This is a genomic window from Acinetobacter sp. AL9, from assembly GCF_041464035.1.
Classification (GTDB): Bacteria; Pseudomonadota; Gammaproteobacteria; order Pseudomonadales; family Moraxellaceae; genus Acinetobacter; species Acinetobacter towneri.
Genome location: NZ_JAYFSK010000038.1, coordinates 1 through 26,166, shown reverse-complemented (window position 1 = coordinate 26,166; position 26,166 = coordinate 1). Strand labels below are relative to the sequence as shown.

Genomic DNA, 26,166 nt, shown 5'->3' with positions numbered 1-26,166 from the left:
TCGCAAGAGATGCGATGGATGTCTGATGATTTGTAGTCATAAATTTAAGTCCCCACTTGTTTCTAAGTGGGGACTAAATTAAGGCTTATAGGATGAATTCAGAAGGTGTGTTCAGCGGACGCTTACCGTTTATCTAACGGCACCCAATCAATCACCCATGCAGATTTCATATTCAAACTTGGGTCTGCGGTAATTTTCTTACGGGTTGCATCGGCAGCATCACGGTCTTTAGATGGCCCAACCATAATCCGAACCCCTTTAGACGTTGGACTTTGGGTAACTTTATAACCTTTGGCTTTCAGTTTTGCCGCCAAAGCATCGGCATTGGCTTGGTTAGCAGCCAAAGCCACTTGTACCATCCACTGCTTATCGCCTTCTTCCAATAACTTACGTGCTTTTTCAGCTTCAGCCTTTTTCTTGGCAGCTTCTTCAGCTTTGCGTTTTTCCTCAGCTTTACGTTTTTCTTCGGCAGCCTTACGTTCTGCTTCTTTTTTCGCTTCTGCTGCTTTGCGCTCTTGTTCAGCTTTACGTTTTGCATCGGCTTGGCGTTGTTCTTCCGCTTTGCGCTTCTCTTCTGCAATACGTTTTTCTTCCGCTAAACGCTTTTCATCTGCTGCTTTTTTCTCTGCAGCACTACGCTCTTGCGCGGCTTTTAACTCAGCAGCTTTCTTGGCATCCGTTGCCTTTTGCTGCTCTAACTTCTTTTGCTGGGCAGCTTTTTCTTCAGCCAAACGCTTTTGCTTGGCTTGTTCATCTTCGACCAATTCCGGTGGAATATTGTCAGAACTTTGCTGCTGACCAGAACGCAATGCATTTAAGGCAGCATATTCTTCTGCAGCTTTACGCGCTGCTTCAGCTTCTGCCTGTTGTTGCATCGCTAAAAACTCAGCTGCACGTGCTTCTTGCTCCGCTACTGCTTTTTCACGCGCACGGCGCTGCTCTTCAAGCAGACGCTGCTCGGTTTGCACATCGACAGTTAAAGGTTGCAATTGCACCATTTCTGCCTGATTGGCATTTTTATGTTGAACTTGTTCGGCTTGGCTTGGGGTTTTCACATTATTTTGATGTATTTCTTCTTGCCCTTTTAAAAGCAATGCTGCCAATAAAACACCACCACCTAATAAAACAACGCCACCCATCCAGCGCTGTTTGTTATTCATTGACATTCTTCCAAATACTCCCATACCGCTTCTAAGGTATGAAATGATCCACATACCAAAATCAGCTGATTATTTTTTGTTTCATCCAGTGCTGATTTAAAAGCCAATTGTATACTGTCGAAGTGTTGTATTGTTTCGCCTTGCAAAGCCTGATCCAAAACCGTGATCTCTGCCGCACGAGGCACATTTAATGTGGCAATTTTCCACATTACGACACTATCTTTCAATAACTCAACCACAGAATTTATATCTTTATCTGCAAGCATTGAAAAAACACTGACCACTTCAGTGTACTGTTTATTGTAATTTAAGAAATTGCGCAATTGCTTTAACAAAAATTCAACGCCATGCGGGTTATGTCCTGCATCAAAAATCACGGTTTTGCCCTGAATTTGACGAATTTCAAAACGTCCCGCCAATTTGGCCGTTTGAATACCTTGTGCAATTGCGTCTTGGGTGATTTCTAAACCACTGTGCAAGACTGCTGCCACAGCCGTTGAAATATTATCGAGGGCTAAACTGCCTGTTGGAAGTTTTAAGGTACAACCCGATGCAGCAAACATCCATGACTGACCATCTTGCATATCCCGATAAAAATAATCACGATTCAAGACAAACAAAGGTGCATTGCAGGTTGCTGCTTTGTCGTGAATAGCTTGAGGCAAATCTTGCTGACCTGCAAAAATGACAGGAATGTTAGGACGAATAATGCCTGCTTTTTCATAGGCAATTTTTTCGATGCTATCGCCTAACCAATCGACATGATCTAAACCGATATTGGTAATAACCGCCACATCAGGATTGACGACATTGACCACATCTAAGCGTCCACCTAAACCGACTTCAAGCACCCATACATCGCAATCACGTGCTTTAAAAATCACAAAGGCTGCCAAAGTCGTGGCCTCAAAAAAAGATAAACTCAGATCGCAATCACGTCGTGCTTGATCGACTTGCACAAAAGCATCAATCAAACTTTGGTCATCGATTTCGACGCCTGCTAATTTGACTCGTTCATTAAAACGGTAAATATGTGGCGATTGGTACAACCCAACCCGATAGCCCTGCGCATTTAAAATAGCCGCTAAAGTGGTTGTGGTTGAGCCTTTGCCATTGGTTCCCGCAACCGTAATGACTTTAGCTTTAGGATGGGTTACACCCAATTTTTCTGCAACGGGAATGACCCGTTCCAAACCTAAATCAATACCCGTAACGTGAACATGGCTCCAATAATTGAGCCATGTGTTTAAATCATCGGTTGCAAGAGGTGCTGTGTTCAAGGCAAGTTCATCAGTTTCGCAAGAATACGATAAACTGTATCACGTAATGCATGACGATGGACAATTTGATCGACCACACCATGATCAAGTAAGTATTCTGCACGTTGGAACGGTTCTTCCAGTTTTTCACGTACAGTTTGCTCAATGACACGTTTACCCGCAAAACCAATCATCGCTTTAGGTTCTGCAATGTGCACATCACCCAGCATCGCCAATGATGCAGTTACACCACCATATACAGGATGTGTTAATACTACGATGTAAGGTAAGCCTGCTTCTTTCATACGTTGAATTGCTGCAGAAGTACGCGCCATTTGCATTAATGACAACATGCCTTCTTGCATACGCGCACCGCCCGATGCTGCGAAGCAAATTAACGGTTGTTTTTGCTGAATCGCACGTTCAGCAGCTTGCACAAAACGGTCACCCACTACGGTACCCATTGAGCCGCCCATAAAATCAAACTCAAATGCACAAGCAATGACTGGCATATCTTTTAATAAGCCCTGCATCACCACTAAAGCTTCGGTTTCACCCGTTTTCTTTTGCGCTTCAGTCATACGCTCAGGATAAGCTTTGCTGTCTACAAATTTGAGTGGGTCTTTGGCAGAGAATTCTTGACCTAATTCGTTTTGCACTTGGTCAAAGAACCAAGTTAAACGCTCACGCGCTTTCATACGTAAATGTTCATCACATTGTGGGCATACATAAGCGTTGAACGACATTGCCGTACGTGTCACCAAGGCATGACATTCTGGACATTCAATCGTTGGTTCAGTAAAGATCGCTTTTAACGCTTGTTGCTCATCTGGTGTTTCAATACCAGGTACACCACGTGCAGTCCACGGCGTCGATGGGCTTAGAATTTTCCCTGTTTTCACTTCTTGACTCATACTAACTCATCGAGCGCAGCTCGAAGCTCCTTCACTTTATTAACCGTTGCAATGACGGCTTGTTCTGGTGCTAAGCTCGCAAATTGTTTTACAAAAGCACTTCCGACAATGACTGCGTCGGCAGCCGCGCCCATTGCTTTGGCAGATGCAGCATCACTGATGCCAAAACCCACACCCACAGGCACGTTGGTTACAGCTTTAATCTGTTGGATGCGGGTTGCTGCTTCTGCAACATCAAGTGTTGCTGCACCCGTCACGCCTTTCAAAGAAACATAATAAATAAAGCCACTGGCTTGGTTTGCAACAAATTGAATACGCTCTGGTGTAGAAGTTGGCGCTAACAAGAAAATTTGATTCATCCCATATTTATTCAGGACTTCATCAAATTCTTGGGCTTCTTCAGGTGGTAAATCGACCAGAAGTACACCATCGACACCACAGTCATGTGCATATTCAACAAACTTTTCATAACCAATGACTTCTACAGGGTTTAAATATCCCATCAATACCACAGGAGTTTCCTGATCTTTTTGACGGAACTCTTTGACCATGTTTAAAGCATCTAGCGTATTGGTTCCACCTGCCAACGCTCGCTCTGCAGCGAGGGCAATTACTGGACCATCAGCCATTGGGTCTGAAAACGGCAAACCTAATTCAACGACATCTACCCCTGCCTCGACCATTTGATGTAACAACGGAACTGTGACTTCTGGATGAGGGTCACCTGCCATAACATAAGAAACCAAGGCCTTACGCTGTTGAGATTCAAGCTGTGCAAATCGTGTGGCTAAACGTGACATAGGGTTGTATTTTCCTTGAATGATTAAAACTGAGACATTTGCTATTGTAGAAATACAAATTGACCCATTGTAACGCTATTTTTTACTCAATGAATAGCGCACAGGCATGAGTTGCTGCATTTCTGTTTGCAAAACGATTTATTCAGAACAACCGCGAGGCTACATTTACTGATATTTGCGCTTTTTTCTCAATGATCAAAGATGCCTAATTTTGCCTGCTTATCGGTTTTTGAAACTTGCTCAATCGTGCTTTTAAATTTAAAAATATTGATAAAAATAAACAACTTCAGGTTTTATCTTAGGCTTTATCAACCTTGCAAAAGCTGATTCGGTCATGGCTACACACAGCTTATTTTCAATCTCTTAGCGCGAAATCACCTGTTGATAATGAGCCAATCCATACTATTTATGGCGTATTTTGCTGTAGAGAAAGTGCATCCTCAGCTTGCTGCAACTGCTGTTTACGTTTTAGCAAGGTCTGTCCTGTACAGGCTTTATAGGCACGCGCCAAAGCCGATTGGTCTGAATAACCCAACAACTGTGCAATATCGCTTAGGCTCACATTTTGTCGCAGTAAGTTTTCACAGCGCTGCATCCGTTCTATTTCAAGAATCTGTTTAAAACCCGTACCTTCCTGTTTAAGCTGACGCTGTAACGTACGCCCTGAACGAAATAAACGCTGCGCCACCCATTCAATGCTCGGCACTTGCTGTTCATAACGTAAATAATGCGCCACCTGCTCTTGGACTTGCTGCTGCACGGTTTCTAATTGTGGTTTTAACGCAATCGCATCTTCAGCTTGTTTGGTGAGTAAATGAATTAAAGAGGGATCGGCTTGCTGTGGTTTTAAACTGAGGCTTTCTAAATTTAAAACAATTTGATATTCCGCTTGCTTAAATAAAACCTTACAACCATAAAACTTTTCATAATGCAGCATCGCCATACGCGGTGCATGGGCAAAATGAATCTCCCGTATCGGAGAGTGTTGAAAATCAAAAAATTGCATGGCCAATTGAGTCATACAGGCAAAAGTCATTTCATGAACCAAGCTGTATTTTTCATCCACCAACGGCCATGATAAATATAAAGCATCTGGTTGTTGTTCCAGTCGCATCGGTACGGCTGCCGTACCATCTACCACCAAACGACTAAAACGCATCATATATTGAAGGGCTTCTGCAACACTATTACTACGCGATGCCATATAGCCGAGCACACCAAAATGTTCAGGCTGAATATAACGCGCCAATTCAAAAACAAGCGTTGGACAATCTAAAAACTGAATACTGTGTTGGATGATCTCATTAAAAAATTGATAAGACGATTGGGTATCCATAGGCAATGCCAACACATGCTGTAAATGCTGCAATTGTGCAGGCGAAAATCCAAGCTGCTCAGGAACTCTGCCCTGTGCAGATAAATAGCGTAACCAAAGTTGATAATAGCCATTTGGAATTTGAATTTCGCTCATGTGCTTGCTCATTTTGACATGCATCATTTTCTTTTGTCGTTTAATGTATAAAAAATGGCAAATACTGTCAAAACAAATCTGCCAAAGCCCGACATACTGCAAACAGGATTGACCAGAGTGAAATAAAATAAAATGAATGCACTTGTCCAATATCATGTTGCGCCCATAGTACGCAGCAATCTCGATTTTAAATTAGCCGATGTGCCGCGTTACTGGTTTGCAGGTGACCCGTTTTTGACCCGCATGTTTGATGCTTTAAGCCTGACTTTTCCTGATGGCGAGCGTTATTTCATTCAATCGGTACGTTTGTTCCGTGATCAAATTCAAGACCCAGACTTAAAACAACGTGTTGCCGATTTTATTCGGCAAGAAGCTCAGCACGGCATTGCACACGACAAAATGAATCAGGTTATGAAAGATCAAGGCATGCCTGTAGATCAGTTTATTCAGCGTCTAAACAAAGTGTTTAAGTTTGAACTGAAATATCGCTCGCCCCAATACAACATCGCCATGACAGCGGCTGCGGAACATTTAACTGCACTTATGGCAGAAACTTTTTATGGCGAAAAAGACACGCTACAAGATGCACATCCTTATGTCCGCGCCTTATTTGCATGGCATGCGATTGAAGAAATGGAACATCGTGATGTGGCGTTTGATGTGATGCAACAGGTGGGCAATGTGCCTGAAGTGACCCGAAAAATGGCGTTGGTGCTGACCACAGGTTTAATGTTCGGATTTACCCTGTACCGCGCCAATGTCATGCTGAAATGCGATGGGTTTAATCGTATCCAGCGCCTTAAAATGAATGTACGTGGCTTGCAATGGCTGTTTGGCAAACAAGGGAAATTACGCAAAATGCAATCACAATATCGTGATTGGTTTAAACCTGACTTTCACCCTAGCCAACATCCAATCATCGCGCAATATGATGTCTGGCTTGAGACTTTGGCGCAAACAGGCGACCCAATTCAGGCAGGAGAAGCATTTTGGCAGGCAGGAAAATAAAGCTTTTATTTTGCTTGGTTTTTAACCAAAAAACACCTCAGCATTGCTTAACTTTATACAAACTTGCCTCTAATATCTCTATATAAAGTAAGACATAAGGCAATGCTGAGTCATATCTTATTATTTCTTATTTATGAGTGACTCATACCGTTTTGGCGCAAGAGATCGCTGTTACTGTTACAGCCCCATCTCCTACGCAGAAAAAGGTTTTAGTCCTGATTCATAATAAAAAAGTACTGGCGATAATATTTCAGCTCGGCAATCGAATCACGAATATCATCCATCGCCAAATGCGACGCATTCTTTTTCAAACCGCTCATAATTTCTGGACGCCAGCGCTTTGCCAACTCTTTCACTGATGATACATCCAAATTACGATAATGGAAGTACTGTTCCAATTCAGGCATTAAACGGTGTAAAAAACGGCGGTCTTGGCAAATTGAGTTGCCACACATTGGCGATGTTTTAGGATTGACCCATTTTTTTAGAAACTCAATGGTTTGCTGCTCTGCATCCTGCGCAGTGAGTTTGCTGCGACGCACACGCTCAATTAAGCCCGATTGTCCATGCTGACGTGTATTCCACTCATCCATGGCATTTAAAATACGATCAGGTTGATGCACAGCCAGCACAGGACCTTCTGCCAAAATATTTAAATGATCATCGGTCACAATGGTAGCCACTTCAATAATTTGGTCGTTATCGGTATCTAAACCTGTCATTTCCAAATCAATCCAAATGAGGCGAGTATCAGGCGTGCTGCTCATAAATGTGCAATCTTATTCGGCTTAAAAATAACATAGTAGCAAATTTCTTGCTTCTTGGCTGTAACTGTGCCCCCGCTTCATGCTATTTTTGCCATCCTGAGTTCATGGTTTTTTAGGATATGAATGGCTTTAATTCGTAAGCGTCGATTGACTGAACAACAGCAACGTCGAATTGAAAAACAACACAAGTCACGTCAGGCAGACATTGACACTTCACATGATTTAGAAGGCTTGGTGGTACAACACTATGGCCGTCAATTAGAAGTGCAGGCTTTATCTGTTCCTGAAATTCATCCTGAAAAACCTGTGGTGCACGCAGGTGAGCCTGAACCGTTTTGGAAACCTATCGAAATAGGCAGTATTTGGCGCTGTCATACTCGCACCAATTTAGAATTATTGGTGACGGGAGATCGGGTCAAATGGCAAGCCGATCCGAATACAGGTTTAGGAATTATTACCGCGATTCATCCACGCCAATCTTTATTGACCCGACCTGATCGTTATCACAAAGTTAAACCTGTTGCCGCCAATATCAGTTTGATTGTGATTGTTTTTGCGCCTTTGCCTGAACCTGCACCGGGCTTGATTGACCGCTATTTGGTTGCTTGTGCCGATGCCGATATTCCCGCCTTATTGGTTTTAAACAAATCTGATTTACTCAAAGAAAACGACCCGATTTTAGACTTGCTCAAGGAATATCAAGACTTGGGATATGAAGTTATGCAAACCCAATCCGATGCGAATTTAGAGCATTTAGCGGCACGTTTAGCAGGTGAAACGGTAGCTTTTGTCGGGCAATCGGGCGTGGGTAAAAGCTCGCTGATTAATGCCATCGTGCCCGAAGCGGCGCAAAAGACCAATATCATTTCGGAAAACTCGGCACTTGGACAGCACACCACAACCTCTACTCGTTTAATTGGCTTTGGAGATGGTGCTGCCTTAATTGACTCACCGGGGATTCGTGAATTTGGTTTGTGGCACTTGAGCCAAGATAAAATTCAAAATGGTTTTCCTGAAATTGAAAACCTGTTGGGTCATTGCCAATTCCGCAACTGTACCCATAAACATGAAAAGCAATGTGCGCTGCGACTGGCTGCTGCAGAAGGCGAAATTTTATCGCGTCGTTTAGACAGTTATTTAAGACTGTGTGATGAAATTGCCGAAGCGCAACAAAAAAATTAATTTTATTGTGGCGCTGCCCTTGAAGCGGTGTTTTTGATCGCCATATTTATACGCTATACTCTTGAACAATTTTGACATTGTAATTAGGTGACTTGTGGAACGTTGGTTCGAATTTATGGGGAATCATCCCTTCTTATTTGGGACGCTGGCTGTATTGGTAGTGTTGTTCTTTGTGTTAGAAGGTCAACGCAATGGTCGCAAAATTTCCCCACAATCTTTGGGTATTTTAGTCAAAGCTAAAAATGCCATGTTGATTGATTTACGTGATGCCAAAGATTTCCGTGAAGGTCATATCAGTGGTAGCCGCAATATTCCCTATAGCCAAATTACCAAGCATGTTGAAGAGTTAAAAACCTCAGATCGCCCATTGGTCTTTATCTGTAACTTGGGTCAGGTTGCAGGCAGTGCTTTACAACAGGTCGCACATACCGATGCCTATCGTTTAGATGGCGGTATTAGCAACTGGAAAGCACAAGGTTTACCTTTAGTAAAAAGCAAATAGTTTTACCCAATATTTTTCGCAAGGAGAACAATCATGGCTGAAGTCACTATTTATTCAACGACTGTATGTCCATACTGCATTCGTGCAAAACAACTCCTTGAGCGTAAAGGCGTTGCCTATAAAGAAATTAATTTGTCGAATGAAGCGCCTGAAGTACGTGTTGAATTAATGCAACGCACCAATCATCGTACCGTTCCACAAATTTTCATCAATGACCAGTTTATTGGCGGCTTTGACCAATTATATGCGTTAGATCGCGAAGGCAAGCTCGATCAATTATTGGCATAAACATAACACGATAACCAACTCTTAAGGATTTAACATGAGTGAAGAACAACAAGCTCAACCACAATTGGCATTAGAGCGTATTTATACCAAAGACATTTCTTTTGAAGTTCCTGGGGCACAAGTATTTACCAAAGAATGGCAGCCTGAATTGAACATCAACCTGTCATCTTCTGCAGAAAAAATTGATCCAACCCACTTTGAAGTAGCATTAAAAGTTGTGGTTCAAGCCAACAACGCGGGCGATACTGCATTTATTGTTGATGTTACCCAAGCTGGTATTTTCCTGATTGATGGCGTTGAAGAAGAGCGTTTACCGTACATTCTTGGCGCATACTGCCCGAACATTTTGTTCCCATTCTTGCGTGAAGCAGTGAATGATATGGTTACCAAAGGCAGCTTCCCACAATTATTGTTAACGCCAATCAACTTCGATGCCGAGTTTGAAGCCAATATGCAACGTGCTCAAGCCGCTGCAGCTGAAGGTCAAGCTTAATTCGCGATTGGATATAAAAAAACCGCTGAAATTTCAGCGGTTTTTTATGTCATCCGTTTGCTGATGGACGATCAAAATTAAAAATCATCATCCTGAGATGGATCTCGATACAAGGCATCGTGTATCGCTTCGACCAATTGCTGCGCAATTTCCTGTTTCGAGGCTTTTTCCAAATCGCGTTTTTCCATACGGTAGCTTTCGGCAAAAAATACCGTCATGGCATTTTCATCGGAAGCAAAACCAATATCGGCACGGGAAACGTCATTGCAGGCAATCATATCCAGCTTTTTCGCCACCAACTTGCCTGCTGCATACTCTTCTACATTGCGGGTTTCTGCAGCAAAGCCAACCATAAACGGACGTTTTTCCTGTTGTGCAATGGTCGCAACAATATCAGGGTTTTTGACCAACGCCACATTCAGCTCATCGCCTAATTTTTTAATTTTGTGTTCCGCAATTTCTGCCACGCGGTAATCTGCCACCGCGGCTGTAGCGATGAAAATATCACAGCCTTGTTCAAGCATCTGCAAACTGGTATCTAGCATTTGAATTGCAGAAGACACATTAATTCGCTGTACCCCATTTGGCGTATCTAAACTAACTGGGCCTGCAATAAGCGTGACTTTTGCCCCTGCTGCATAACAGGCTGCAGCCAAAGAAAAACCCATTTTGCCTGTACTATGGTTAGAAATATAACGCACAGGGTCTAAAGCTTCGCGGGTTGGGCCTGCTGTAATGGTGACATTTTTGCCTGCCAACATGCCAAATTTTTCCACCAAAGCACGCTGTGCCTGATGAAAATACTGCGTCACCTGATGCGCCAAATCTTCAGGTTCTGGCATACGCCCTAAACCAACATCTCCACAGGCTTGTTCGCCCGCATCGGGCATAATTACATGCACGCCATCTTCCACCAAAGTGGTTAAGTTACGCTGTGTGGCTTTGGCTGCCCACATTTGCTGATTCATGGCAGGTGCAACCCAAACTGGTGCAGTGGTGGCTAAATATAAAGTACTGAGCAAATCATCGGCCAGACCTGCAGCAAATTTGGCTAAGGTGTCGCAACTGGCGGGCGCAACCAAAATTAAATCGGCCCACCGTGCCAATTCAATATGCCCCATGCCTGCTTCGGCTTCGGTATCTAATAATTCGGTATGTACTGGATTGCCTGACAGTGCTTGAAAGGTCAGCGGTGTAATAAAAGCTTGTGCCCCCTTGGTCATGACCACGCGAACACTAAACCCCGCATCCTTTAAACGACGCACTAAAATCGCACTTTTATAGGCCGCAATGCCGCCTGTCACAGCTAAAATAATGTTTTTATGAGGGAGGACGCTTAAATCGAAGCTCACAAATAAGCCACCTTTTTGTTGCAGTGGCGCTCACAATAGCATTAAATAATGTCATTCCCAAGAGATCTGTTGGGATTTAAGTTTCAAATTTAGAATAAAAAAGTCAAATAACAATGCATTTATCTATTAAACATTGGCCTGAACAAGAACGGCCACGTGAACGTCTCATTCAAAATGGTGCTGCCAGTTTATCTGATGCCGAACTATTGGCTATTTTTTTGCGCTCAGGCTCACAGCAACATTCTGCGGTGGAGTTGGCACGATTGCTAATTCAGCATTTTGGCAATCTCACTACTTTACTCGATGCACCCATTGCCGAGTTGTGTCAATTTCACGGCATGGGTAACAGTAAATATTCACAGCTCATGGCAGTTAAAGAACTTGGACGGCGCTATGTAGCCGAACATTTAAAACAAGATGCACTTGAGCTTAGCAATTCCAAACGCTTGATGGAGTATCTGCGTTTTGAACTTTTGGGCGAAACCCAAGAAGTGTTTGCGGTGCTTTGCCTTGATGCCTGTTTACGCAAAATCAGCTTTAAAAAATTATTTTATGGTGCATTAAATTCGTGTGAAATTTCCATTAATCAATTGCTACGTTTTGCGATTAGTCAACATGCCACAGCGATTGTGATTGCACACAATCATCCTTTCGGCTTACCACAACCTTCACCTGCAGATTTAGTCCTGACGCAGCAGATTCAGCAAGCCTGTCAGTTGCTAGAACTGCGTTTGATCGATCACTGTATCATCTCAAGTGAAGGTAATTTTTCCTTTGCCGAACAACAACTGCTTAAATTTGAGCACACTTAAAATTTGCATATTGACAAAGCCTGCACAAGCACAGAAGATCATCAAAAAATTGTGATGATTCTAATAAAATGATAGTCGATCAACCCAGTGTATTTAACTTACTGTTTTCTTGGCGGGGCACGATTTTACCGAAGGTCTTACCGCCTTTGGGCGTGGTGATGTTGATCTCCACCATTATTGGCGGTTTGTCTTATATTGGTTATTTTCATTTTCCAGAATTGCCTTTGGTTGGCTTTACTTTAATTGGGGTGGTGCTGTCGATTTTTTTGGGCTTTAAAAACTCTGCCTGTTATGACCGTTGGTGGGAGGCACGTAAACTTTGGGGCATGCTGATTGCCAACGCGCGCCACTTTGACCGCGACTGCCGTATACTTAGTCAAGCACGACGTGAACGCGTCATTCAGCACGTCATTGTATTTGCCAATGTCTTGCGCGACCGCCTGCGTCATCAAACTGCCAATCCAACCGAGTTAATTCAAACCAGTGGCATGAGTCAGCAAGCAATTACCCAACTGTATCAACAAGCCAATGCGCCGCAATACACGCTCAGTTTGATTCAATGGGAGTTAATGCAAGCACTTAAAGAGGGCGAAATTTCCGATATTATTTACACACAAATGAATCAACACGTCACAGAGCTGAGTTTGGTACTCACGGGTTGTGACCGTATTGCTACCACACCGCTCCCTTTTGCGTATTCAGTCCTACTTAACCGAACAGTGTACTTTTTCTGTTTTATGTTGCCCTTTAGTTTAGGGTCTACACTCGGATTGGCGACTCCGCTTTTGGTCGGTATTTTGGCTTATACTTTTTTAGGTCTGGATGCGCTCAGTTCTGAAATTGAAGAACCTTTTGGCACGCAAAGCAATGACTTACCTTTAGATGCCATGGTAAGAACCATTGAAATCGAACTGTTAGGCACTCTGGGCAAACCGACACCGCCACCGATTCAGGCACAAGATAATAATTTGCTATAATTTATAAATAAATGCCTCAGAATTAGCATTTTGAGGTTCTAATTTTTATCTAAAAATTCAAAAAAATATGAAATTAAAACAAAAAATTCAACAAGCGGTGCCTCAACCCATTGTTCGACCATGGTTGGCTTTAGCACTATTTTTACTTTGTGCCATCTTGGCTTTTATAGTGAGTTCATTAGTCCAATCAGAACTTTTTCTCGATCTTCAACGTAGGCCTGTTTTCCATATTTTATTTAGTCTATGTGTTCCCCTCTTTCTGTTTCAGGATCGAGGAATAAATTTAAAGTTTCCTTTTTTTATACAAAAATATTTGATCGATCCTCAACTCAAAAAAGATATGACTGAGCAAGCAGTCCAACATTCACAAGCAATTATTCTGGCTCAACGTACTATTCGTGCAAAATGGTGGCAGGTGAAACAGCCACAGTTATTATTACAACTGCCCAATCATGATCAAGGCATCTGGTTTAATGTAGATTTAAAACAGGTTTTTAATCTTTCGCCTTTTTTTACACTTCAAGTCAAATTAAGTGATGCGATGATTGGGCAACTGATCGATATACATTTTTTGACACGCTCTCATGTAATCATCCAGTTATTTGAAATTTCCCAAAATAATGATTTTTCAATATTCATTGGCACAGAAGTTGGAGCACAAAGAGGACTAGGGAGATTAGAAAAAATCCCATCGGCGCTTATGCTCGACTTATCCCGAATTACACACATAGAAGCCTTGAGAACCTGTCCAGAAAGTCATGACTTACAGTTAACCACAGGTTATGGTAAAACTTATCTCATTCATTCTCATGCAAAATACTTTAAACAATTGGAACTCGCCTTATCCTCACGCATTGATGTGATTGCCTATCGTAAGTTCAAACTTGATCTCAAGATTGATCATCTGTTCATTTCAAAAAAACATCCAAACTTTTATCGAAATTTAGTCCTGACTTCCATCATGCTGTATATCGTCATCATGACTTTAATCACTTCTGAATGGGCCTTATTACTTGTTAATGTCCTCATTCTGCATTTGATGTATAAATTCGCCCAAGATCTTAAAACTGATCCATTCATCAAGATTTAGAATTAACAAAAACTCTCCCAAATCCCGACCTGCCCTGGTTTTAAGCTCGGCACATTCCCCAGTTTAATCCAGGGCATATGGTCACCATGAAAATCACTGCCAATCGAAACTTTCAGACCATGTTCCGCAATCATCCGATCCACCATCTGCCGGGTTGATGCAGGCTCAATGGCCGGCGGTAACTCCACTGCATCTCCGCCAAACTTGGCAAAGATCTCGATCAGATAACGAATATTGGTCGCTGATAAATCATATTTGGTCGGATGCGCCAGTACCGCAAAACCGCCACTGGCATGAATCACCTGAATGGTTTCTTCCAAGCCTAAACCATCAAATTTGACATAGGCTTTTTTGCCTTCCTTGATATATTTATCAAAGGCCTGTTGCGAACGGGTCACAATCCCCTTTTCCACTAGGGTTTTGGCAATGTGCGTCCGGGTAACCCGATCCGGTACCTGATCCACTTTGGCCAGTACCTCCGCATAGATATCCTGACCAATTAAAGGAACCAGCAGCTCACAAATCTGTTTGGAGCGTTCAGCTCGGATTTGCTTTTGCTGATCGAGGGCTTTTTGTAAAGGCTCAGGATTTTGCATATTCAAGGCCACAATATGCACCCCATAATTTTTTTTGGTGGCAGGACGTGACCACTGGCTGGAAATCTCCACTCCCGAAATAATCTTTAAATCTTGCCCCTGAGCCGCTTGCTCTGCCAAAGCCAGCCCATCCATTGTGTCATGATCAGTCAATGCCAAGGTATGAATGCCCTGCTGAATTGCCGCAGACACCAATTCTCCAGGTGACAAAGTTCCATCAGAAATATTACTGTGTGTATGTAAATCTACGCCGTGCATCACTTATACTATGTCATTTATTTGATCAGATTTAGATACTCTAACATGAAAGCACTTTTAGACTTTGTGCCCCTCATTATTTTCTTTTATTTATACAAAACTGTAGATCCAAAAGACACTAATCATCAATTACTACAACTCATCGGCTCTGCAGGCGGTGTCGATAACAACCATATTTTGGTGGCCACCACAGGTCTGATCATCTCGATGTTAGTGGTGTACGGCGCATTGTTCATCATGCAAAAATTCCGTTTAGATAAACAACAGTGGATTGTGCTGTTTATGACCGTAATTTTTGGTGGCGTTACTTTAATGTTAAGCGATGACTTTTATATTCGCCTGAAAGCTGCCATTTTAAACATTGTATTTGCAGGTGCTTTTTTGCTATCACCATGGTTCAGCAAAGACCGTAAACCACTGATTCAACGCTTATTTGGGCCTGTGTTCAACTTGACCGAAGCTGGCTGGAAAAACCTGAATTATACTTGGGCAGCCATGTTTGCAGTCATGTCTTTCCTACACGTATTTTTTGCATTTTTATTTATGGACGGAAAATATTGGGGCGAATTCACTGCTTTTGGTGACATGATTGTGATGTTTTCCTTTATCATTGTGCAGTTTATTGTATTGCGCAAATACTTTAAAACATCTGAATAATTTCTGATCTGCGATATTCGAGAGTAACTATGCCTTTATTTGTTCTGAGTTGTACTGACCGTGAAGGTACACTGGAAAAACGTCTTGCGACCCGTCCTGCACATCTTGCACGTTTGCAACAACTCGATGCCGAAGGTCGCTTAATTGTGGCGGGGGCAATGCCAAAAGACCCAAGCAATCCACAAGCAGGCTTTTATGGCAGCACCATGATTGTCGATTTTGACAGTCGTGAAGCACTCGATGCTTGGCTACAAGATGAACCTTTCTTAAAAGAAGGCGTATATAGCCACATTGACGTTAAGCCATTCAATAAAGCATTCCCTCAAGGATAAGCGCTATGCGTTTCGTTGTTGCCAGTGTTGTTGCTGTTCTGCTCAGTTCACCTGTATATGCAGTTGAGCCAGCCACAACCACACCTACTGCACCTGCTCCTGCTGCTGTGACCAACACGGCAGCTGTAGCAACAGCCAATGGGGTTACTCCTGCACAAGATAAGCCCCTGACTGCAGAACAAATTGCCAAAAATAAAGCCCTTCAGGAAGCTAAAACCAAAGCCTTGATTAAAGATCAGAGCACACGTTTGCAACAACTTGAACAGGCAAACCTCGATGCTTTGGCACAGAATCAGGAACTGCAACTTAAAAACGATAATTTAGGCGTGCAAGTTCAAGTACTGCAAAGTGAACGCAGTGCGCAAATGTTTTTATACGGTGCTGCAACACTCGCGGTTGGCGTATTGCTCGGCTTCTTAATTGCTAGCTATGTCTATACCAAACGTCGCCGCCAATGGTAAGGTGAGCATTCACCTCTTGATTTAAGGTACTCTGGTTTTGTTTCAGCCTATTCAAACTGCCGAGCTGGATTGGCAACTGGTCGATGGTATTGATGTGCCCATTTCCAAACAATTTGGCGATGTGTATTTCTCTAAAGACAACGGTTTATTAGAAACACGGCATGTGTTTTTACAGGGCAATGACTTACCCATCCGTTTAGCAGCGCTGAATGATTTTGAATATTTTTGTGTAGGCGAAACAGGCTTTGGTACAGGCTTAAATATTTTAGCGCTCTGGCAATTATGGCAACAGGTACGTCCCAATAATCGCAGCCATTTACACGCAATTTCTGTCGAAAAATTTCCACTTTGCAAAGCCGATCTTATACGTGCCTTAGCGGCTTGGCCCGAACTCAGTCATCTGTCTGAACAGCTGATTCAGCAATACCCTGCCGCTATTGCAGGCTGTCATCGTTTAAACTTTCCAGATGAACGCTTTAGCCTAGATTTATGGCTAGGCGATGCTCAGGAAGTTTTTCCTGTCATTGCTAAAACTGCTCCTGTCAATGCGTGGTTTTTAGATGGCTTTGCACCCGCCTGTAACCCCGATATGTGGCAGGAAACCGTGCTCAACCCGATTGTAGCACTGTCCGATTATGGCACGACTTTTGCCTCATTTAGTGTGGCAGGCGTACTCAAACGTGGCTTAAAACAACACGATATTCACATCACCCGCCCACGCGGTTTTGGGCATAAACGGGAAATGCTGAAAGCCATCTGGCAAGCGCCTGAAATAGAGCCAATATCCGATCAGAACGAAACTCAAATTACAACAAATACCACAACAAGCAACCAACAGCGCCATATTGCGATCATAGGCGCAGGAATTGCGGGTTTAAGCTGTGCGTGGGCATTTTCCCAACGAGGGCATCAAGTCACGCTCTATGACCAAACAGCGCCACTTGCAGGCGGTTCTGGCAATCCTTTGGCACTCTTAAACCCAAAACTTTGCCCAATTCATCAAAGTGCTGATCATTTAATGACTTTGGCATGGCAACATGCTTTAAATCACTATGCCGCATTCAAAGCATTTCGTCCGTTGCAGATTCATCAACTGGCACTTAAACATGCCGATGAATTGCTGGATTTAGCCACACAATATCCAAAAGGTATTTTAGCAGCACAGAGTGCAACCGAACTTACGCCACAAAGCGACTTTGCCAGTTTAAACTTATTGCAAGCAGGAGCAGTTTCTCCACATCAACTGCGTGATGAAATTCTTGCGCATCCGCACATTCAGTTTCAGCAAGCTCAAATTAAACAAATCACCACGACAGCACAGCAACTGATCTTACACAGCGTAGATACTGAACTTGGAACATTTGATCATGTCATCGTCTGTGCAGCGCTGCAAAGCGGTGCTTTTTTTGAGCATTACCCTGTGCTTAAACCCATTCGTGGGCAAGTTAGCTGGGTAAATAATACAGATCAGGCTTTGCCATTATCACAAGCCTATAGCTATGGCGGCTATTGCATGCAGCTCAATGCCGATCAACTGATTTTAGGTGCATCGTTTTATCCAAATCGGGAAGATTGTGACGTCTTGGCAGAAGACCATGTGCATAACTACGAACTTATCCACAGTGTCTTTCCTGCGTATGCCGAAAACTTAGCACCCGTAGATACTTGGCAAGGTCGCGCTTCGCTACGCGCCCAAAGTAAGGATTATTTTCCCCTACTTGGCAAAATGCGTGATGATCAGGAAATTTACAGCTTTGCAGGACTCGGTTCTAAAGGCTTTTTATTTGCCCCGTTGTGCAGTGAAATACTGGCGGCACAAGTTTTAGCAGAAGCCTGCGCTGTACCTAAAAACTTAGTACAAAAACTGGCAGCTACACGTTTTCAGAAAAAGGTGAAAACCAAGAAGCCTTATTTTAAAGCTCCTCCATCTTCAAGCTAACGCTCGCTTAGAGAAAATAGAAATAAAACGATACCCAACAAAAAAGCGCCTTACGGCGCTTTCTTCATATTGATGATACTTAGTGACCTTGTTCCAAAGGCATGCCTGCGTCGCGCGCAGCACGTGTACCACCCATTAAAACCACATATTCACGTGAGCTGTCCAAACCTTCTAGTTTTTCCGCTGCACGTGGGGCTTTACTTCCGCCACCACATAAAATGTAAATGGGTTGATCCGCCGACACCTGAGTAAGACTCTCTGCTGATAGATCGTTAATTGGCTGATTCACAGCACCTTTAACATGAGCTTCTGCATAAGCACTTGCATCACGTACATCCCAGATAATCGCGTCAGCTGGGAACTCAAATGTTGTAATTTCTTGTTTACGGATCATTGCGCACTCCTTTGATGTAAAACAACACTTGGCAAATGAAGAAAACATCCCTAGCATCTCAGATATTGTTTCCATTTGCAAAGGTCTTCATTATGCCTTCTTTCGATATTGTTTCTGAATTAGAACTTTTTGAAGTGAATCATGCGGTTCAAAACACACAAAAAGAAATCGGTACTCGTTTCGATTTTCGTGGTCAGGATGTTTCTATCGACCTCAATGAAAAAAACAAAGAGATTAAAATCTCCACTGAAAGTGATTTCCAATGTGAGCAAGTGTATACCATGCTCGAAAATCACTTCTATAAGCGTAAAGTCGACATTCAGGCGCTTGACCCACAAAAAATGACCGCATCGGGTAAAAATGTGATTCAAGTGATCAAACTTAAAGATGGTCTTGACTCAGATACCGCAAAAAAAATTAACAAAGCCATTAAAGACAGTGGCATTAAAGTGCAATCTTCTATTCAAGGTGACAAAATTCGAGTGACCGACAAGAAACGCGATACATTGCAACAAGTCATGGCGTTCTTGAAAGAGCAACAATTTGGTCTGCCGCTGCAATTTAACAACTTTAAAGATTAATTTGGGGATGTCATGGCACCAACCAATCGCTTAAACAAACTGGTCAAAGCAACATCAAAATTGCCGAAAGGCATTCAAAGCCGCCTTTTGAGTCAAGCCTTTGGTCGTGTCGTGCCGATGGTGGGCACTGCGAAAATTCGCTATCAAGAAGTAACCCCATCGCAAGTGGTGGTCAGTCTTGCCAATCATAAAGCCATGCAAAACCATATTGGACAGGTACATGCCTGTGCTATGGCGCTGCTTGCCGAAACTGCTACAGGTTTTGTGACTGCTATGAATGTACCTGATAGTGCCATTGTGCTGATTAAAAGCCTGAAAGTGGACTTTAAACGTCCAACTCAAGGTGCAATGACAGCCATTGCCACACTCAGCCCAGAACAGCAACAACTCATGCACAGCACCGACAAAGGTGAAACACTGGTCAATGTCAGTGTGATTGATGAATCAGGCGAAGCTCCGATTCAGTGTGAAATGTTGTGGGCATGGGTGTCAAAAGCACATTTAAAGCAGAAACAAGCCTAACGCCTGTTTCCTCTCCAAGAAAAAATCCCAGCTACTGTGCTGGGATTTTTTTCATTACGATGTTTGATTAGCTTGATAATTATGATGCTTGACTAGCCTGAGCTTCTAAAAACTTCTGTTTGGCTTCTTCAGGAATCTGACGTTTTGAGCCTTTGACATCAACCGCAACAAAGGTAAATACGCCTTCGGTGACACGCACGGCTTCACGTGAATCGTCATGGCTGTCCCACACTTCAATTTGCATTTGAATTGAAGTATTGCCCACTTTCAAAATTTTGGTGTAGCAACTGATCACATCGCCCACTTTTACAGGCACCAAAAAAGTCATTTGGTTAATGGAAATCGTGGCACAACGTCCTTTACTAAAACGCTCGGCATGAATCGCACCTGCCAAGTCCATCTGTGAAACGATCCAGCCTCCAAAGACATCTCCACTCCAGTTGGTATCTGCTGGCATGGCAATTGTTTGTAGGGAAAGCACTCCCTCTGGTTTTACATGAGAATCTGACACGTTCACTCCGGACATTTGCATTAAATTAGCACGAACAGTGCATTAAGACTGGGCATTGAGTTGCTGATCCAACCACTGTTGTAATTCAGTCGCTCGTAGCGCGCCGCTTATTCTAGCAATTTCATTGCTTTTATTCATCAATACCAGTGTTGGAATACTGCGCACATGGAATGCACTGCTTAAGCGTGGATTGGCCTCGGTATCAATTTTGGCAAACACCACCTGCGGATTCTGCTTGGCAACTGTTGCAAAATGTGGTGCCATCATCTTGCAAGGACCACACCAGTCCGCCCAAAGATCAATCAGAATAGGTAAATCGCTATTTTGGATAAAATTACTGAAATTTTGCTCATTCAATTCAATGGGTGCAAGCGGAATCAGTGCTTGATGACACTGCCCACATGCAGGATTGGCAGATAATTTATCTTCAGGTACACGGTTTTTTGCACCACATCCAGGGCATACAATAATCATTTACTGAACTCCAAACAGTTGCTGTAAAAACTCTAATTGGGTCTGAATGGCTTTTTTAAACCATTCACCATGATAAATATCAAAATGTTGCATATCCCACTCTTCATATTGCACATAAGGCGCAATATTGGTGGCCGTTTCACGGCTCGATTCAATTGGAATCAGGCTGTCACGCTGTGCAGCAATAAATAACACAGGGATGTTGATTTGCCGCACTTCTTGAATGGGGCGATAACGAATCAAATTAAAAAACACCCGAGCAGGAATTTCCCCACTCCAGTAATGATCGGGATTCACAATTGACATATAACCTGCATAACTGTCTGTGGTCGGTAAAAAACACAGTTCTTTTTGCGCCACCACTGCAAGCGTTTTGGGCGACATCCCTACCTTTGCTCCCATATAGTCCTGACTGGAGATTTTTAGGGCTTTCGGAAGTTGCTGCAAAGGATATAACTTGGCACTTTCCGCACCATCTACAAAAGGCACTTGTACCATGACCGCGGCAATATTGTGTAAGCGTGAGGCCAAACTCAGCACATATCCGCCACTCAGTGAAGTTCCCCACAGAATCATGCGTTTGGCATCAATCGACTTACGTTCCGCAATATGTGAAATCATGCTGCGCCAGTCATCTAACTGCGCCTCTATGGATACCAACTCACGTGGACGCCCCGTACTCCCGCCCCAATAGCGATAATCGAATAGCACCACCGCATAGCCTGCCTGAGCAAAATATTGTGCGTATTGCACCAATTTAAAATGACGTAAGGCTGCTAGACCATGCGCCATCAGAATCACCGCGGGTTTTTCTATAGATTTAGGGCGATAAAAATCTGCAGCAATCACCTCGTGATCACTTTTGACATATAAAGGCTCAACCATATAGGAATGCATAAGCGCTCCATTGCGTTATTTTATCGTTATCATCGTTATAAATATTTCAGAACATTCTGCTCTTGAATCTGCTTAATGCTATCATAAAGCATATTGTCATGAATAAAATGATGGAGTATTCCCATGTCTGAACAAGTCGGTTTTGCGGGTCAAATTGGTCCTGAACATGTGAGCCAAGTTGTAGAGAAAGGCTTTAAGTCAATTATTAATAACCGCCCAGATATGGAAGGTGGTGCCGAGCAACCAACTAGTGCGCAAATTGAAGAAGCTGCACGTGCAGTGGGTTTAGATTATGTCTATCAACCTGTGGTGTCTGGTCAAATTACTGAAGTAGATGTGCGTACTTTTGCCAATCACTATAACGAATTGCCAAAACCTGTGTTGATGTTCTGCCGTACGGGTAACCGCTCAAACAACTTATTCCAGTTAGCAAAACAAATGGATTTGTTGGATGACTAAATCAATCCTCAAGTATGTGTTTTGCTGTGTTCTGATCTGTAACAGTATCTCGCTGAGTCACGCTCAAAACGATGCTCAGGCTTTAAATAGCAAAGTCAGTGTTGCAGGTCAGATGAATGCTGCCAAATTTTCACAATTGATGCGGCAAGGTTTTAAATCTGTGATTGTGAACCGTCCCGATCAAGAAATGGGCAATACAGTCAAGGTCAGTGAATTACGCAATATCGCGGAAAAATCTCAGATCAGCGTGATTTATCAACCTGTCAGCAGCGGTAAAATTTCTCAAACAGACATTCTTGAATTCGCTAAATATTATAATGAGCTTCCAAAACCCATTCTGATGATTTGTCGTAGTGGCGCTCGTTCTAGTGCGTTATTTCATCAGACAAAATCTCAAGGTTTGTTGCATGAGTAAAATTTTATTGGTGGTGATGTGTGTCTTGGCTCTGAGTGCTTGTAGTTCTATGCAAGTACGCCCAACGGTGGGTGTGAGTGTGGGGACTTCTCTTTAATTTTTAAATTGAAATCCCCCATAAAAAACAGCGCTGAAGCGCTGTTTTTTAGTCTAAGTTCTTAATTCAGTAAAGAAGTCCACGGTTTAATATAATTACAATTATCAGCTACAGTACGGTTAAATGGACTTACATCAAACGGTTGCCCAGTAGCAGCATCAATATCTTCTTGTAATGCGCCCAATGCATACGTCATTGTGGACTCAATTTTTGTGCCATCAGCACGTTGGGCTGAAGCTGTTAATAACACCGTTTGCCATCTAGCATAACGTCTTTGATAATTAATATTAAAATCAAATTTACCAGTTGTGTCAGTAGTGTATTCATACTGGCTACCTAAACTCTGATTCGTTTGATCTACTAAACTTGTAGCTAATTGAGTGGTTGGATTTATACCACATTCCCATTGAACACGACTCGGAATTGTAATTTTATTAACTAAATCAAGTCTAGCTTTCAAAGCTGAAGTTTCAGTGTTCTTAACTAATATATTATAGTTAATTTCGGTAATTTGATTCTCTAAAGCTCTCTTATCACTATCATAAGTTGCACTATTTGGATCTAATTTATCAATATCAGCCTGTAAACGTGCTTTATTTAACTCTAGCATAGAAACTTCATTCTGAATTGGCAAGATACGATTTTGCTCAAAAATTAAGGCATCTTGACTTCGTAAAGCACTAATCTCAGCTTGTGTTAGGAAGTATCCAGTTACACTCGAGATAATATCCACTTTCATCGTAACTTTTTGTGGTGTTTTAATAGGTTTACCATCAGCATCTACAACTTGAGCCGAGAATTTTTCAGTATAATAAACTTGATCTGAGCTTTTATTTAAAAGAGCAGCATTACCCAAAGTAATTTGCCCTACAGGTGTTGGTGTAAAGCCATCAACGACTTTAAGCTCAAAAGGTTGTGTAACTGTTACGCCTTTTTCATCTTTAATTGTAGCTTCTACATCAATACCATTAAGTTTCAATAAATCTGCTGCATTACCTGTTGTTGGTAACAAGCTAATTTTAAATTTAGCATCTCCAAAAGAATCAGTTATCAAACTTGACGCGCTCTCCAAACGAACGTGTGTATAGTCTTTTAAAGATAGGGTTACCGTTTTACCTTGAAGTGACCCACCATTTAAGTCTACTGCACGTACTGTAACTATCGCATTATCGCCTGTTAAAGAAAGTTCATTTTTATTAGCGCTAACTACTAAATCATATTGTGCCTTTTGTTCTTCATTTTCTACCACTTTGAGTAAATGGCTACCCAAACTAGCACCTTTACTATTTAAAATATTTAATTTTATTCCAGTATTTAATAACTGAGATTTTGTACTTTCATTGACATTTGATGTATCTAAAGTAAGATTAAATGTCACAAATCCATTTTCATCTGTAGTAGCTTTGCCTGGAGCAAAACTTACACCCAATTCCTTTGCATCAACTAACTGTAATGAAATTTCTTCATCAGCCCAAGCCCCACCAGTAGCAGATGCTAGTAATTGGACTTGAAGTACAGTTTTATCACCACTTAATAACAAACTAGGCTTAGATGAATTTAATTGAGTAAATGCATTCGTTGAAGTTGCAACCTCAGGTAGTTCACTTACTGGAGTAGATGGGTTTTGATTCTCCGTACTTCCAGTAGAATTAGAGTCCCCACCACCATAATAACCATCACTTCCACCGCCACCACAGCCAGCCAATAAAACTGCTAAAGCCACAGCCGAAAATTTCAAACTAATTTCTTTCTTTTTCATTGAGTTATTCCCCAAATCCCTCTAAAACTATGAGTTAATCAAACATATAATTAATATTGTCAGATATGTAACCATAGTTACTGCTTTATGTAAATAAAAGCATGATAAATGTTTTGCTTGTGTTAGCCTAAATTTATTTATTACATGAAGTAGCTCACAAATGTACGACCTCATTATTATTGGTGCAGGCACCGCAGGCATTAGCGCCTATAAAGAAGCGATTAAATACACCCAAAACCTACTCATCATCAATCACGGTCCATGGGACACCACCTGTGCCCGCGTTGGTTGTATGCCCAGCAAAGTTCTCATCTCTAGTGCCAATCGCATGCACGACATACAACATGCACAAGAAGTTGCACTCACGGTAGATGCAAAAATTGATACATCCCAAATCATGACGCACGTACGCCAATTACGTGATCGTTTTACCCGTGCCACACAAAAAGATGTAGATCGTTGGGAAGCATCCCATAAAGTTTCGGGCTTTGCGACTTTTATAGATGCCCATACAATTCAAGTGAATGGACAGCAATATCAGGCAAAAGCTTTTATTATTGCAGTCGGTTCTACTCCTGCTTATGAGCAAGCATGGAAAGAAAAATTAGGCGAACGCTTAATCACATCAGATCAAATCTTTGAATTAGAGAACTTACCCCAATCTTTGGCCGTCATTGGCAGTGGTGTAATTGCAATCGAATTGGCTCAAGCTATGCAACGCTTAGGGGTAGATACCACTATTTTTGCCCGTAGTCGTAAAGTTGGTTCACTCCGCAGCCCAGAACTACAAACCATTGCACAAGATACACTCAGTCGAGAATTGAATATCAAATTTGAAACCTTGCCTACACAACTACAAAAAACAGAACAAGGCGTGAAAATTGAATATCAAGAAAATGGACAAATACAAAGCTTAACTGCCGATTATGTATTGGTTGCTACGGGTAGACGCAGCTATTTAGATCAGCTTCATCTTGAAAATATTGATACAAGTTTCAACAACATCAAACAACTCCCAATTGATCCTCATACCAAACAACTCGGACAGCATGCTATTTTTATTGTGGGTGATGCACACACGAATACTCCCATTCAACATGAAGCAGCACATGAAGGGCGTGCAGCCGTGCATAATTGTTTAAGCTTTCCAAACATTGAAAATATAAAAACATTAACACCCATGGGCATTGTGTTTAGCTCACCTGAAATGGCATCTGTAGGACAAAACTATAAACAACTGAAAGAGCAAAATATTGCATTTACGACAGGCTTTGTTTCTTATGAAAAACAAGGTCGCGCTTTGGTGCTGGGAAAAAATAAAGGTGCGATTGAAGTTTATATTAATAATAAAAGTCAAAAGTTATTAGGTGCTGAATTATTTGTGGATGCTGCTGAGCACATGGCGCACTTATTGGCTTGGATGATTGATGAAGAACTCACACTTGAGGATATTTTAGATAAACCGTTCTACCATCCAACACTAGAAGAGGGTTTAAGAACAGCACTTAAACATGCACGTCGACAACTACGTGAAATCTAATCAAATTTAGAAAGTATGCTTACTCTTTAAAACCATCCCCTGATGGTTTTATTTTGCCTTCACTTTTTATAGGGCGGATTCAAGCGGCAAGTGCAACAGTATAAAAACCAGCCATAACTTCACTCGGTGTATACCAACCTAGTGTTTTTCTAGGACGATGGTTGAGTGCAAATTCTATCTGCTCTATTTGTTCGTTTGA

Annotated in this window: 30 protein-coding genes and 1 pseudogene; 17 read left to right on the top strand and 14 right to left on the bottom strand. The window is 42.2% G+C overall.

All coding sequences use genetic code 11. The features are described from left to right. Positions 1–122 precede the first annotated feature (122 nt). The 5 genes from ACEO2X_RS09585 to ACEO2X_RS09565 form a co-directional block, all read right to left on the bottom strand. Complete coding sequence (locus ACEO2X_RS09585; protein WP_371971904.1) at positions 123–1,166, bottom strand: SPOR domain-containing protein; 1,044 nt, start codon at positions 1,164–1,166, stop codon at positions 123–125. Further along, positions 1,157–2,440: a bifunctional tetrahydrofolate synthase/dihydrofolate synthase gene (gene folC / locus ACEO2X_RS09580; RefSeq protein WP_167845785.1), complete on the bottom strand. Its 1,284-nt coding sequence runs from the start codon at positions 2,438–2,440 to the stop codon at positions 1,157–1,159. Before folC ends, ACEO2X_RS09585 begins: the two co-directional genes overlap by 10 nt. Further along, entirely contained in the window at positions 2,437–3,333 is an 897-nt protein-coding gene (gene accD, locus ACEO2X_RS09575) for an acetyl-CoA carboxylase, carboxyltransferase subunit beta (RefSeq protein WP_004976262.1), read from the bottom strand. Before accD ends, folC begins: the two co-directional genes overlap by 4 nt. Continuing rightward, the gene (gene trpA, locus ACEO2X_RS09570) at positions 3,330–4,133 is read right to left on the bottom strand and encodes a tryptophan synthase subunit alpha (protein WP_004976260.1); all 804 of its coding nucleotides are present in this window, start codon (positions 4,131–4,133) and stop codon (positions 3,330–3,332) included. The genes accD and trpA overlap by 4 nt, the downstream gene beginning before the upstream one ends. Positions 4,134–4,539: 406 nt before the next feature. Next, the gene (locus ACEO2X_RS09565; RefSeq protein WP_371971902.1) at positions 4,540–5,604 is read right to left on the bottom strand and encodes an AraC family transcriptional regulator ligand-binding domain-containing protein; all 1,065 of its coding nucleotides are present in this window, start codon (positions 5,602–5,604) and stop codon (positions 4,540–4,542) included. 132 nt (positions 5,605–5,736) lie between these two features. Here ACEO2X_RS09565 and ACEO2X_RS09560 point away from each other — a divergent pair, with 132 nt between their 5' ends. After that, entirely contained in the window at positions 5,737–6,612 is an 876-nt protein-coding gene (locus ACEO2X_RS09560; protein WP_180062486.1) for a metal-dependent hydrolase, read from the top strand. Between the two features lie 209 nt (positions 6,613–6,821). Here ACEO2X_RS09560 and orn read toward each other — a convergent pair whose 3' ends face one another. After that, positions 6,822–7,379 carry an oligoribonuclease gene (gene orn, locus ACEO2X_RS09555; RefSeq protein WP_004976254.1) on the bottom strand — a complete coding sequence of 186 codons (558 nt, stop codon included), beginning with the start codon at positions 7,377–7,379 and terminating at the stop codon, positions 6,822–6,824. A 123-nt stretch (positions 7,380–7,502) separates the two neighbouring features. Here orn and rsgA point away from each other — a divergent pair, with 123 nt between their 5' ends. The 4 genes from rsgA to secB all read left to right on the top strand — a co-directional run bounded on the left by rsgA (position 7,503) and on the right by secB (position 9,844). Next, a complete protein-coding gene (gene rsgA, locus ACEO2X_RS09550; RefSeq protein ID WP_096902409.1) occupies positions 7,503–8,561 on the top strand; it encodes a small ribosomal subunit biogenesis GTPase RsgA in 1,059 nt (352 codons plus the stop codon). A gap of 94 nt (positions 8,562–8,655) precedes the next feature. Then, the gene (locus tag ACEO2X_RS09545) at positions 8,656–9,063 is read left to right on the top strand and encodes a rhodanese-like domain-containing protein (protein WP_004976250.1); all 408 of its coding nucleotides are present in this window, start codon (positions 8,656–8,658) and stop codon (positions 9,061–9,063) included. Between the two features lie 33 nt (positions 9,064–9,096). Continuing rightward, complete coding sequence (grxC, locus tag ACEO2X_RS09540) at positions 9,097–9,351, top strand: glutaredoxin 3 (RefSeq protein WP_004976247.1); 255 nt, start codon at positions 9,097–9,099, stop codon at positions 9,349–9,351. Between the two features lie 34 nt (positions 9,352–9,385). Next, positions 9,386–9,844 (top strand): protein-export chaperone SecB, encoded by a 459-nt coding sequence (secB, locus tag ACEO2X_RS09535; RefSeq protein WP_004976246.1) that lies wholly within the window; start codon positions 9,386–9,388, stop codon positions 9,842–9,844. Positions 9,845–9,921: 77 nt separating this feature from the next. On the opposite strand, the gene coaBC is transcribed toward secB, so the two are convergent. Next, complete coding sequence (gene coaBC, locus ACEO2X_RS09530) at positions 9,922–11,196, bottom strand: bifunctional phosphopantothenoylcysteine decarboxylase/phosphopantothenate--cysteine ligase CoaBC (RefSeq protein WP_004976244.1); 1,275 nt, start codon at positions 11,194–11,196, stop codon at positions 9,922–9,924. 113 nt (positions 11,197–11,309) lie between these two features. Here coaBC and radC point away from each other — a divergent pair, with 113 nt between their 5' ends. The 3 genes from radC to ACEO2X_RS09515 all read left to right on the top strand — a co-directional run bounded on the left by radC (position 11,310) and on the right by ACEO2X_RS09515 (position 14,075). Continuing rightward, on the top strand, positions 11,310–12,008 hold the full coding sequence (gene radC / locus ACEO2X_RS09525; protein WP_154321040.1) for a DNA repair protein RadC: 699 nt from the start codon (positions 11,310–11,312) through the stop codon (positions 12,006–12,008). A 68-nt stretch (positions 12,009–12,076) separates the two neighbouring features. Beyond that, positions 12,077–12,985 carry a bestrophin family protein gene (locus ACEO2X_RS09520; protein WP_004976242.1) on the top strand — a complete coding sequence of 303 codons (909 nt, stop codon included), beginning with the start codon at positions 12,077–12,079 and terminating at the stop codon, positions 12,983–12,985. A 67-nt stretch (positions 12,986–13,052) separates the two neighbouring features. Beyond that, positions 13,053–14,075: a hypothetical protein gene (locus ACEO2X_RS09515; protein ID WP_159123092.1), complete on the top strand. Its 1,023-nt coding sequence runs from the start codon at positions 13,053–13,055 to the stop codon at positions 14,073–14,075. Between the two features lie 2 nt (positions 14,076–14,077). Here the strand turns inward: ACEO2X_RS09515 and ACEO2X_RS09510 are convergent, their stop codons facing one another. Beyond that, positions 14,078–14,929: a PHP domain-containing protein gene (locus ACEO2X_RS09510; protein WP_371971899.1), complete on the bottom strand. Its 852-nt coding sequence runs from the start codon at positions 14,927–14,929 to the stop codon at positions 14,078–14,080. A 45-nt stretch (positions 14,930–14,974) separates the two neighbouring features. On the opposite strand from ACEO2X_RS09510, the gene ACEO2X_RS09505 reads away from it, so the two are divergent. The 4 genes from ACEO2X_RS09505 to mnmC are packed head-to-tail and all read left to right on the top strand — an operon-like array spanning position 14,975 to position 18,318. Next, positions 14,975–15,586, top strand: a complete 612-nt coding sequence (locus ACEO2X_RS09505; RefSeq protein ID WP_004976239.1) for a septation protein IspZ — start codon at positions 14,975–14,977, stop codon at positions 15,584–15,586. 29 nt (positions 15,587–15,615) lie between these two features. After that, positions 15,616–15,918 carry a YciI family protein gene (locus ACEO2X_RS09500; protein ID WP_004976238.1) on the top strand — a complete coding sequence of 101 codons (303 nt, stop codon included), beginning with the start codon at positions 15,616–15,618 and terminating at the stop codon, positions 15,916–15,918. Positions 15,919–15,923: 5 nt separating this feature from the next. Beyond that, the gene (locus ACEO2X_RS09495; RefSeq protein ID WP_004976237.1) at positions 15,924–16,379 is read left to right on the top strand and encodes a hypothetical protein; all 456 of its coding nucleotides are present in this window, start codon (positions 15,924–15,926) and stop codon (positions 16,377–16,379) included. Positions 16,380–16,416: 37 nt separating this feature from the next. Further along, positions 16,417–18,318: an FAD-dependent 5-carboxymethylaminomethyl-2-thiouridine(34) oxidoreductase MnmC gene (gene mnmC, locus ACEO2X_RS09490; RefSeq protein ID WP_371971896.1), complete on the top strand. Its 1,902-nt coding sequence runs from the start codon at positions 16,417–16,419 to the stop codon at positions 18,316–18,318. Positions 18,319–18,397: 79 nt separating this feature from the next. Here mnmC and ACEO2X_RS09485 read toward each other — a convergent pair whose 3' ends face one another. Then, positions 18,398–18,712 (bottom strand): rhodanese-like domain-containing protein, encoded by a 315-nt coding sequence (locus ACEO2X_RS09485; protein WP_004976235.1) that lies wholly within the window; start codon positions 18,710–18,712, stop codon positions 18,398–18,400. A gap of 92 nt (positions 18,713–18,804) precedes the next feature. Here ACEO2X_RS09485 and ACEO2X_RS09480 point away from each other — a divergent pair, with 92 nt between their 5' ends. Together ACEO2X_RS09480 and ACEO2X_RS09475 are read left to right on the top strand one after the other, a co-directional pair. Further along, positions 18,805–19,293 carry a YajQ family cyclic di-GMP-binding protein gene (locus ACEO2X_RS09480; RefSeq protein WP_004976234.1) on the top strand — a complete coding sequence of 163 codons (489 nt, stop codon included), beginning with the start codon at positions 18,805–18,807 and terminating at the stop codon, positions 19,291–19,293. Positions 19,294–19,305: 12 nt separating this feature from the next. Beyond that, positions 19,306–19,815 (top strand): DUF4442 domain-containing protein, encoded by a 510-nt coding sequence (locus tag ACEO2X_RS09475; RefSeq protein WP_179990524.1) that lies wholly within the window; start codon positions 19,306–19,308, stop codon positions 19,813–19,815. A 79-nt stretch (positions 19,816–19,894) separates the two neighbouring features. On the opposite strand, the gene ACEO2X_RS09470 is transcribed toward ACEO2X_RS09475, so the two are convergent. From ACEO2X_RS09470 to ACEO2X_RS09460, 3 genes are read right to left on the bottom strand one after another with little or no spacing between them, the layout of a single operon-like run. Continuing rightward, positions 19,895–20,341, bottom strand: a complete 447-nt coding sequence (locus ACEO2X_RS09470; protein WP_218944582.1) for an acyl-CoA thioesterase — start codon at positions 20,339–20,341, stop codon at positions 19,895–19,897. 27 nt (positions 20,342–20,368) lie between these two features. Continuing rightward, positions 20,369–20,800 (bottom strand): thioredoxin TrxC, encoded by a 432-nt coding sequence (gene trxC / locus ACEO2X_RS09465; protein WP_070153832.1) that lies wholly within the window; start codon positions 20,798–20,800, stop codon positions 20,369–20,371. Continuing rightward, positions 20,801–21,697: an alpha/beta hydrolase gene (locus ACEO2X_RS09460; RefSeq protein ID WP_371971893.1), complete on the bottom strand. Its 897-nt coding sequence runs from the start codon at positions 21,695–21,697 to the stop codon at positions 20,801–20,803. A gap of 123 nt (positions 21,698–21,820) precedes the next feature. Between ACEO2X_RS09460 and ACEO2X_RS09455 the strand changes: the two genes are divergently transcribed. Together ACEO2X_RS09455 and ACEO2X_RS09450 are read left to right on the top strand one after the other, a co-directional pair. Beyond that, a complete protein-coding gene (locus ACEO2X_RS09455; protein WP_004976227.1) occupies positions 21,821–22,156 on the top strand; it encodes a TIGR01244 family sulfur transferase in 336 nt (111 codons plus the stop codon). Next, on the top strand, positions 22,149–22,571 hold the full coding sequence (locus tag ACEO2X_RS09450) for a beta-lactamase hydrolase domain-containing protein (RefSeq protein WP_371971891.1): 423 nt from the start codon (positions 22,149–22,151) through the stop codon (positions 22,569–22,571). Before ACEO2X_RS09455 ends, ACEO2X_RS09450 begins: the two co-directional genes overlap by 8 nt. Before the next feature lie 158 nt (positions 22,572–22,729). On the opposite strand, the gene ACEO2X_RS09445 is transcribed toward ACEO2X_RS09450, so the two are convergent. Beyond that, positions 22,730–24,427, bottom strand: a complete 1,698-nt coding sequence (locus tag ACEO2X_RS09445) for a hypothetical protein (RefSeq protein WP_371971889.1) — start codon at positions 24,425–24,427, stop codon at positions 22,730–22,732. A 160-nt stretch (positions 24,428–24,587) separates the two neighbouring features. Between ACEO2X_RS09445 and ACEO2X_RS09440 the strand changes: the two genes are divergently transcribed. Continuing rightward, positions 24,588–25,967 carry a dihydrolipoyl dehydrogenase gene (locus ACEO2X_RS09440; protein ID WP_179991580.1) on the top strand — a complete coding sequence of 460 codons (1,380 nt, stop codon included), beginning with the start codon at positions 24,588–24,590 and terminating at the stop codon, positions 25,965–25,967. Between the two features lie 79 nt (positions 25,968–26,046). Here ACEO2X_RS09440 and ACEO2X_RS09435 read toward each other — a convergent pair. Further along, positions 26,047–26,166: pseudogene (locus ACEO2X_RS09435) on the bottom strand (IS30 family transposase); the annotation flags it as partial.